The 1545-nt window shown below is 61.6% G+C and carries 2 protein-coding genes; both read right to left on the reverse strand.

What is annotated here, in order from left to right; all coding sequences use genetic code 11:
- Positions 1 to 101 precede the first annotated feature (101 nt).
- Entirely contained in the window at positions 102 to 806 is a 705-nt protein-coding gene (locus WCA53_RS08665) for a ubiquinone biosynthesis accessory factor UbiJ (RefSeq protein ID WP_423908020.1), read from the reverse strand.
- 161 nt (positions 807 to 967) lie between these two features.
- Positions 968 to 1545: Tim44 domain-containing protein (locus WCA53_RS08670; protein WP_423908022.1), on the reverse strand; the 578-nt coding region annotated here is incomplete at its 5' end.

Raw genomic sequence — 1545 nt, forward strand, 5'->3', positions numbered from 1 at the left:
GCGACGGTCGTTGATGCCGCTCAGCACCAATTCATCCAGCCCGAATTGCACTACGGTAAAGAAAATCTTTAGGAAACGCAGGAAACGCATGGTTCAGCCCATTACTTGCGCGTGCCGCGCGGAGACACGGCGGCGCCGGACGCTGTCGCGCCTCGCGCTTCGGCTTGTTGTTCGAGTCGCTCGATGCGCTTTTCGACGCGCGCCAGCGCGTCGCGCGCTTTCGACAGTTCGTCATTGAACGTGTCGAGCGCGCCCCGGCGCACGAGTTGAGGTTGTTCGTCCAGCAGATACTCGGTCAGCGATTCGAGCACATTGCGGCCCGCGCGGCGCGCCTGTTCTGCCGCAGTGCGCACGGTCGAGCCAATGCGGTGAGCAGGCCCGTCGCCCAGCACGCGTGCCAGGTCTTCTTCCGGTTCCCAGCGCAAATGCTCTGCAAGTTTCGCGATAGTGGTTGCAAATTCCGCGTCCCCTTCTATTCGCACATGCTTCATGACGGCAGCCGGCCCGCCTTGCAGAAACGCAGGAACGCCTTCTGCGGGAACCGACAGGCTGACGTCGAACGTGGCCGCTTCAGTTTCGTCGATACCCGCCAGCAAACCGTCCGGCTGAACCATCATCGACAACGCGAACGGCGCCAGTTCCAGCCGCGCCGTCTTGCCGACGTAAGGCACGAGCCGCTCGCGGGCCCACGACTCGCGCGCGAGAAGATGATTGGTCGCGGCCGCGAACGCTTTCGACGCGGCTTTGGCGGCGGAACGGGTCGCAGAAGATACTGCGGGGCGGGCGGATTCGTCTGCGTGCGTCATCGGCTCTGAGTAAAAAAACCCGCGCAAGCGGTTGCTCGCGCGGGTTTCTATTCTACCTTTGCTACTGGGGTTGCCGTTCGGCCCAAATCGATGCCAGCTCCAACGTTAGCCATCCGGCCAGCACTTTTCACACAAGATGCCCCGGACGACCGTTGATGAACTCAACTCACCTGTTGAATCCCGGCGAGCAGCCAGCCTTCATTGCCGTACTTTTGTTTCGACAGGTTCCAGACTTCGACAAACGGCTCGGCCGCCGCGCCTTCCGTTTCGCGAATCAGGCCGTGGAACCGGACGCTCGCCAGGCTTTCCGTGTTCGTGTCCTCCACGCCAAGCATGTCGGCGTTCAGTTGCACGACATCTGTACGATTAGGCTGCGAGCCGCGGTCGTCAATATCCTGCTTCACTTCAGCGAACATCTGGGGCGTGGTGAATTCGCGAATATCGTTGGAGTTACCGCGATCCCATGCGTCCTGGAGCCGCACGAAATAGATTTTCGCGTTGCGCAAGAACGCTTCGGTATCGAAACCCGCCGGCACGGCGACCTGGGGCGTGTCGCTGACCATGCTTGCGGCAACAGGCTCCGCAATGCGAGGACCATATCCGCCCGGCGCCGACGGCGGCACATAGTTCGGTTCCCGCTGGCTCATCCCGCCGAAAGGCGAACCGGCGCCAGCGCTGGCATACGCCGGTGTATTGGCGTTTTTCCTGCGATTCATGAAGAAGCGGAACACCATGAGGG

Source organism: Caballeronia sp. (assembly GCF_049581465.1).
Classification (GTDB): Bacteria; Pseudomonadota; Gammaproteobacteria; order Burkholderiales; family Burkholderiaceae; genus Caballeronia.

What these genes read in the sequence shown, in the direction of transcription:
- WCA53_RS08665 (WP_423908020.1), bottom strand. Translation starts at nt 806, where the DNA reads ATGACGCACGCAGACGAATCCGCCCGCCCCGCAGTATCTTCTGCGACC.